A 6,130-nucleotide genomic window follows, 5' to 3' on the forward strand; every position below is an offset into this window, starting at 1 on the left:
GCACCTCTGCAATGATACGCCCGGTCGCGGCCACCTGCCCGCTCTCTCCCAGCGTGGTTTCGCCGGCCGCTTCCACCAGGCCCCGGCTCCGGGGACGCAAACCCTCTGAGCTCCCCACGTTCACCGTCACGATCTGGCTGTTCACCGCCAGCACGCGGGCGATTCGGACTCTGGAAACCCGTCCGGATGCCGTTAGCCCCTCAATGCCCTCGCGGGGCGCCGTCACCGGGCCCACCGGCGGGGGCGGCACCTGGAAAGAACATCCCCAAATCGCTAATGCTGCAGCCAAGCAAACGACATGAAGAATCCGACTTTGGCTCATATCCTCCTCCCGTTCAGCCAGCGGCATCGCGCTGCGATAGATGAGATGATGCCGAATCCTGCGGGCGGGGTCAAATTTTAAGCCCCCCACGCATGCACTTGCCCAGGGGCTCCTGCCCCCGGAACGGCTTTCCGAATAGGGGCAAGATACCGTGTTTTAGCTGTCGGGTCCTCGATTCGGGAACCCCGGGGCGTCCAAACAAGCATAGAAACACCCGTGGGACACCATGTCCCGATCTTTGATTTTGCCAAATTGTCCCATGAAAAGGAGGCGCCTCCCGCTTTTAATGGATCCGATAAATTCCTATAATTGGATGGGTTTGCCTACTATGACAACCGCATTAGAAATTTTTGCTCATCACTTTCGAAGAGGATTTCTGATGAATCATCTTTCGGGCAGAAATTATGCATCGGCGAAGAAGTTGTATGTTGTACTTGCCGCCTTTCTCGTCTGGGGTTGCGCTACAGTGGAGGAAGGCCGGCCCGTTCGCCGCGTTGACCCCAGCAAGCAAACGCGCATGGCGGGAACCGGTGTAGAGTCCGACAACATCCGCGAGGTCGCCGACAAAATGATTCGCTCACTCCTCTCGTCACCGGCCATCGCCCGCTCTCCCAATCCGCCCACGATCGCCCTTCTTCCCGTCATAAACAACACACGCTTTCCGATCAATAAGAAAATCTTCATCACGATCATGAAAGCGCGCCTGAACAGCCAGGCCCGCGGGCGGATGTACTTCCTTGCCCGCGAGGAAATGAAGGCCATCGAGGCGGAGCGGGCACTGAAGCGAAGCGGTAAGCTGGACTCCGACCCCCGTCGTCAGAGGAGTCGCGTTGCGGGAGCCGACTTTTTCCTCACCGGCCGGCTCGAGGGGCACAGTACTGCGGGCCGTGGCGGTGTTTCGGACTACATCGTCTACACTTTCAAGATGATCGATCCTGAATCGTCGGTAGAGGTATGGGAAGACATCGTCGAGGTCAAAAAAGAAGGGCTCGACGACGTTATCTACCGATAAACGGCGACAACCCGATGAATGGGATTTCGTAAACTAGGGGGAGGAGACATTCACCATGAAGCAGTTCAAATGGATCATCCCTTTTATTCTTATTCTCTCCCTGGCGGGCTGCGAAGGCGCCTACCGGGCGAAGCGCAACACCCGAGCCGATCTGGAAAACCGCGAGTCGGTGGTGGTCCTGACCAGCAAGCTCCGGGACACCATCGCCGTAGAGGCCCAGCGGGCCAGCTGGACCCCCGCCAACCTCCTCGAGGTACAGGCCCGGCTCCGCAACCGGACGGAAAAACCCGTCCAGGTCGAAGTGCAAACCGTCTTCAAGGACACCGAGGGGTTCTCCACGAACGACAACACGGTGTGGACCCGCATGCTCTTCGAGCCGAACGAAACAAAAGTCTACCGGGTGAACTCTCTGAACACCAAGGCCCGGCGCTTCACCATCCGCATCCGGGAAACGGAATAGAAAAAGGGGAGCGACGAGATGATGAAAAACGCGCTTCGAACCACGATATTCACTGCCGCCGCTGCCCTGCTCCTGACCGGATGCTTCGCGCATCAGGCCGATGTCCCCGCCCCGCCGGCGGATGTCATCGTCCCCCCCCGGCCCTCTCCCGATCGGAGCGATCTCCCCCAGCTGGGACACCGCGAATCGGCCCCGGAAACCTCGCGGCAGTCGGGCCCCTCGCCCGAGCAGTTCGATATCGTGGCCAGCTTCAAAACCGCATACGAGCGCGCCGGCCGCCCCCGGATGCTGATCTTCGTCAACGAGGTACTGGAGCGCGACTTCCAGAGCTACCGGAGCGGCTCGCGGATGGTTTGGCAGGATCAGGTCAAGGGAGTTCGCTCCGAGTCCGACGGCCCGAGCAGCATGGCCATGTCGCGCAACCGGTCTGTTAGCCAGGAGGTGGCCGTTCAGCGGACCCGCCGCCTCATGCCCCCCGAATGGGGTGTGGCGCGCGCTCAGGAGCTTTTCTTCGACCCTTTCCTTCAGGCCAACACGCATCTCGTTGATGTGAACGTGGCCATCCGCTCTTTCACCAGCGACAACAGCTCCCGGCTCAGCGGGGCCTCGGCCCCCAACATCGAATTTACAGCCTGGAAGAAGTACGCCGACGTCATGGTCGAGCTTTTGTTCGTGCCCAATTTCAGGACCCGGACGTGGCGCGTGGTCGCCAAGGCGGTGGACATCCGTACCGGCCAGCACCTCTCCTACGTCACCAGCTACGATGAGAACGCGAGCGGAGAGCCCGTTCAGATTCCCGGCGCGCCGCCGATGCCCGTCCAGGGGGACGATGCCCTCAAGCGCGTCCTTCGCGTCACCTTCAAACTGATGAGCCAGCTCTCTCGAACCTGGTCCGGCGGCACGGCGGGAAGCCCCACCGCCCTCCAGCGCCCCGCCGGAACCATCTCTACGGCACCTTCCCCTTCCCCCGGCATCAGGACATCCCTTCCGCGGGAGAAGCGGGCAGGGCCGCCGCAGCGCCGCTCCACCGGCTCGCCCGAGGATGTGATGTTCGAGAGCTATGTTGACAAGTACCTGAAAAACTACCGGGGGCGCACCGGAGCCTAGAAAATGAAGCGCTCCATTGGTATTCTCGCCGCCGCCGTAATTTTCTGGCTCTTTCCGGCGGACTCCCCGGGAACCCATGCGGACGGACCATCGCCCTCCAGGGGAAAAATCACCCCTTCCACCTCCGCGGAAGATCCGGTCCTGCTGCTTCGGGGCGCACTCGCGCGGGCAAGAGAGATGGCCCGGGCGGGGAAACCGCTCGAGGCCATCGATTTCCTCGACAAATTCCTCGTGAGCCGTATCGCCAAAGGCGATCTGGACATCTTCCCCGTCGTCCTCAACCTGAAAGGCCTCATCCTTCTGCAGGCCAAACAGCCCGGCAAGGCGATGGAAGTCTTCCGGCTCGTTCTCACGCAGCGGCCCGAAGATGAATTCGCCCGCAAGATGCTGACGCGCCTGAAGGGAGAGCGCAAACCGAAGGCAAAACCCGAACAGCCGGAAAAACCGCCTGCGCCCAACGTGGCGGCCGCCCCCCCCGGACGGAGCGGCCCCTTCCGCAATCAGCGGGACTGGATCCCAATCTCCGAAGATCACCCGCGGGTCAAAGCCGCCCTTGCTTTCTTCACCCGCCAGAAGCGGGGAAGAGGCATCCTCCAAAGGTGGATCAACCGAAGCGAGCCGTTTATCCCCATCGTGGGGTACATTTTCCGCCGCACCGGCATCCCGGCCGAATTGTCGCTGATGATGCTGGTGGAATCAGGCGGAAACCCGAAAGCGGTCAGTCACGCCGGGGCGGTGGGCTCCTTCCAGTTCATGCAGCGCACAGCCAAAGAGTACAAGCTTCACGTCCGAACGGGAGAGGTGGACGAGCGGAAGAGCACCGAAAAAGCCGCGCTGGCCGCCGCCCTGTATCTTCGGAAAATGACCGAAATTCACGGATTCGACTGGGCCTCGTCGCTGGCCGCCTACAACTGCGGGCCGGGGTGCGTCCAAAGGGCAATGCGGAACAGCCGGGCGCGTGACTACTTCGCCCTTCATACCCTTCCCCGGGAGACGCAGGATTATGTCCCCCGGATCTATGCGGTCATCCTGATTTTCCGGGATCTCGATCGGTACGGATTCCGCTACGACCCGCAGGTGGCCCGTTACGAAGTGCGGGAGATGGAAGGGCCGATTCCGCTGGACGAAATCGCCCGGCGCGAGGGCACCACCGTCAGCGATCTCAAAAGGCTCAACCCCGAGCTGTTGGGAGATTCGATTCCGCCCGGCACCTACCTCCTCAAGGTTCCCCCGAGACGGCAGCCGGGGCCGGGATAAACGCAGGGGGTTACTCTGGAGCGGGGGCCGCCGAGGTGAGTTGGCGGCGCGAGCGGAGCCAGACGATGACCGGCTTCCCCGCCTCCACCCGAAAGGTGGCCGAAGTACGCAGGCCGGGCAGTATCCTTCCCGCCTTGTCCTCGAAGAGCGCCTCCAACCGATGCTCGCCAGGCGGCAACTTCAACGTGTGGAAATGGACGGCATCGGGGAGGTTGTCCCAGTAGCGGGTATCCGCGTTCGGCTTGGCGTTCATGGCGGCCATCGTGGACACGACGCTCGCCACGCTCAGCGCGCCGGCGGCGTAGCCGGCTGCGTCCCCGAGACTTCCTCCCGCCCCCGCCATCATGGATGCGACCGAGGCGGCGTCCGCGAGGCCGCTGGCCAGCTCGGTGGCGCTGCGCTTGAAGACCACCTTGTCCTGGAGAATCTTGTCCACAACCCGGCTTCCCCGGGTGGTGGCCTGCCAGAATATGCTCTCCACCCAAACAGCCGGGACCGGCCCTTGGCCGTTGATGAGGAGGCGGGCCTGTTGCTCACTGAACTGCTTTCCGCGGCGGAACTTGAGCTCGTGATGGCCGAGCCCGTCGGAGACCTTGCGGGGGGATTTCCCGGTCTCGACCAGGATGAGGACGTTTTCATCGGGAGCGGGGGGGCGGAAGCTGGGGCGAAGCTTTTTCGTCTCCTGATAGCGCGCCGCCGTGATGTCCAGGTCGCCGGCCCACCGGGAAGCCCAGCCCTCGAGAAAAATCAGCAGGGCGAAATCGCTGCGGTTCTGACTCTCTTCAGCAAAGGCGTCCTGCAAAATGCCGGAGCGGAAGCTGGCCCGCGCGTTGTCGTACTCCCCGGCCATGAAGTAGAGCAGGCCGCGGTAGTAAAACGCCATGGACCGCTCGTAGGGCTCTCCCTTGAAGTCCTTGACCTTTTCCGCGTACCACAGGCTGCGGGCCTTGACGGCGGCCTCGTTGTTCGAAAATACACGCTGGATGCGGACGACGGCGCTGTCGAAAGACTCCTGGGCCTGCTGGGTGTAATTCTGCTGCAGGGCGTCGAGGCCGATGCGCATGTGATGGAGGACGGCGTTCCTCTCCCCGTCCAGAAGCAGGTTCCGGTAGCCTCCGTGAAGCGCGGCGGGCTTGCCCCGCAGCATGGAGTTCATCTCCGCCTGCGGGACGTCCACCTGCTTGTAGACGGTATCGGCGCCGCAGCCCAGCGCGAGAAAGGCCGCCAGCGAAAAGGCGAGCCGCCGCGAAAATGGCGAGAAAAAATCCGGCTACGCGACACTGGCCTCATCATGCCCTCCAGGAAAAACCGGCGGAGCGGCTACCTCCGCACGAGGGGCGCTTTCCGGATGGCGGGATCGTATGCTTGCTGCAAATCGGGGTACACTTGGAAAGTGGCGTCCAGGGCGGCCTTGTAGTGCGGGTGCTTGGAGTGCTTCGCGTACAGGTATACCGCCATGTCCTGGAGCGAATTAAACGAGAGATCAGAGGTTTTCTTGATGAATTCCATGCCGCCAATTGAAGAGATGGCGATCTCGTGGCCGATCGCCTTTCCGGCCGTCTGGCCGAGAATACCGCCCACGAACGGAATCTGCTTGAGCACTTCCCGGCCGACCATCGCGCCCGCCACCGATCCCACTGCCGCGCCCGCCTTGACGCTGATGGCCTTGTCCACCCATTTGGCGAGAACGCCATCCGAGGTGTAGGGACTCATAAATTTTCCCCCATTCCCCTGGATGGGGGCAGGGGCCTGAACCATATTGGGCGCAGGCAGTTTCCCGAAGCCGGCGCCGCAGCCATAGGTGAAAAGCAAAACGAACAATGCCAAACCCGCCATGACGATCTTATTCGTGCGATACATTATCCACCCTCCCTCTCCGTAGCCCCGAAACCCGGAGAAAACAAAAGGGGACCTCTAAAAACCGCCTGATTTCCCCCCGATTTTATGTCGTAGCCGCATTCTAGCCATAATC

General features: G+C 61.9%; 7 protein-coding genes. 4 read left to right on the forward strand and 3 right to left on the reverse strand.

The annotated features are described in order from the left end of the window. On the reverse strand, nt 1-250 hold a 250-nt coding region (locus O2807_10675; protein ID MDA1000961.1), incomplete at its 3' end, for a hypothetical protein. Between the two features lie 451 nt (nt 251-701). Here O2807_10675 and O2807_10680 point away from each other — a divergent pair. The 4 genes from O2807_10680 to O2807_10695 are packed head-to-tail and all read left to right on the forward strand — an operon-like array spanning nt 702 to nt 4,158. Then, nucleotides 702-1,334: a penicillin-binding protein activator LpoB gene (locus O2807_10680; GenBank protein MDA1000962.1), complete on the forward strand. Its 633-nt coding sequence runs from the start codon at nt 702-704 to the stop codon at nt 1,332-1,334. Nucleotides 1,335-1,389: 55 nt separating this feature from the next. Next, nucleotides 1,390-1,794, forward strand: a complete 405-nt coding sequence (locus O2807_10685) for a YcfL family protein (protein MDA1000963.1) — start codon at nt 1,390-1,392, stop codon at nt 1,792-1,794. An 18-nt stretch (nt 1,795-1,812) separates the two neighbouring features. Next, complete coding sequence (locus tag O2807_10690) at nt 1,813-2,901, forward strand: hypothetical protein (GenBank protein MDA1000964.1); 1,089 nt, start codon at nt 1,813-1,815, stop codon at nt 2,899-2,901. Nucleotides 2,902-2,904: 3 nt separating this feature from the next. After that, complete coding sequence (locus O2807_10695; GenBank protein ID MDA1000965.1) at nt 2,905-4,158, forward strand: transglycosylase SLT domain-containing protein; 1,254 nt, start codon at nt 2,905-2,907, stop codon at nt 4,156-4,158. 10 nt (nt 4,159-4,168) lie between these two features. On the opposite strand, the gene O2807_10700 is transcribed toward O2807_10695, so the two are convergent. After that, nucleotides 4,169-5,314: a hypothetical protein gene (locus O2807_10700; protein ID MDA1000966.1), complete on the reverse strand. Its 1,146-nt coding sequence runs from the start codon at nt 5,312-5,314 to the stop codon at nt 4,169-4,171. Nucleotides 5,315-5,478: 164 nt separating this feature from the next. Further along, complete coding sequence (locus O2807_10705) at nt 5,479-6,018, reverse strand: hypothetical protein (protein MDA1000967.1); 540 nt, start codon at nt 6,016-6,018, stop codon at nt 5,479-5,481. Nucleotides 6,019-6,130: the final 112 nt, after the last annotated feature.

The sequence above is a fragment of the bacterium genome (assembly GCA_027622355.1).
In the GTDB taxonomy this organism is placed as follows: Bacteria; UBA8248; UBA8248; order UBA8248; family UBA8248; genus JAQBZT01.

Excerpts from the sequence above, each read along its gene's own strand:
- O2807_10680 (MDA1000962.1), top strand. The coding sequence starts at position 702 with ATGAATCATCTTTCGGGCAGAAATTATGCATCGGCGAAGAAGTTGTAT.
- O2807_10685 (MDA1000963.1), top strand. The coding sequence starts at position 1,390 with ATGAAGCAGTTCAAATGGATCATCCCTTTTATTCTTATTCTCTCCCTG.
- O2807_10690 (MDA1000964.1), top strand. The coding sequence starts at position 1,813 with ATGATGAAAAACGCGCTTCGAACCACGATATTCACTGCCGCCGCTGCC.
- O2807_10695 (MDA1000965.1), top strand. The coding sequence starts at position 2,905 with ATGAAGCGCTCCATTGGTATTCTCGCCGCCGCCGTAATTTTCTGGCTC.
- O2807_10700 (MDA1000966.1), bottom strand. The coding sequence starts at position 5,314 with ATGAACTCCATGCTGCGGGGCAAGCCCGCCGCGCTTCACGGAGGCTAC.
- O2807_10705 (MDA1000967.1), bottom strand. The coding sequence starts at position 6,018 with ATGTATCGCACGAATAAGATCGTCATGGCGGGTTTGGCATTGTTCGTT.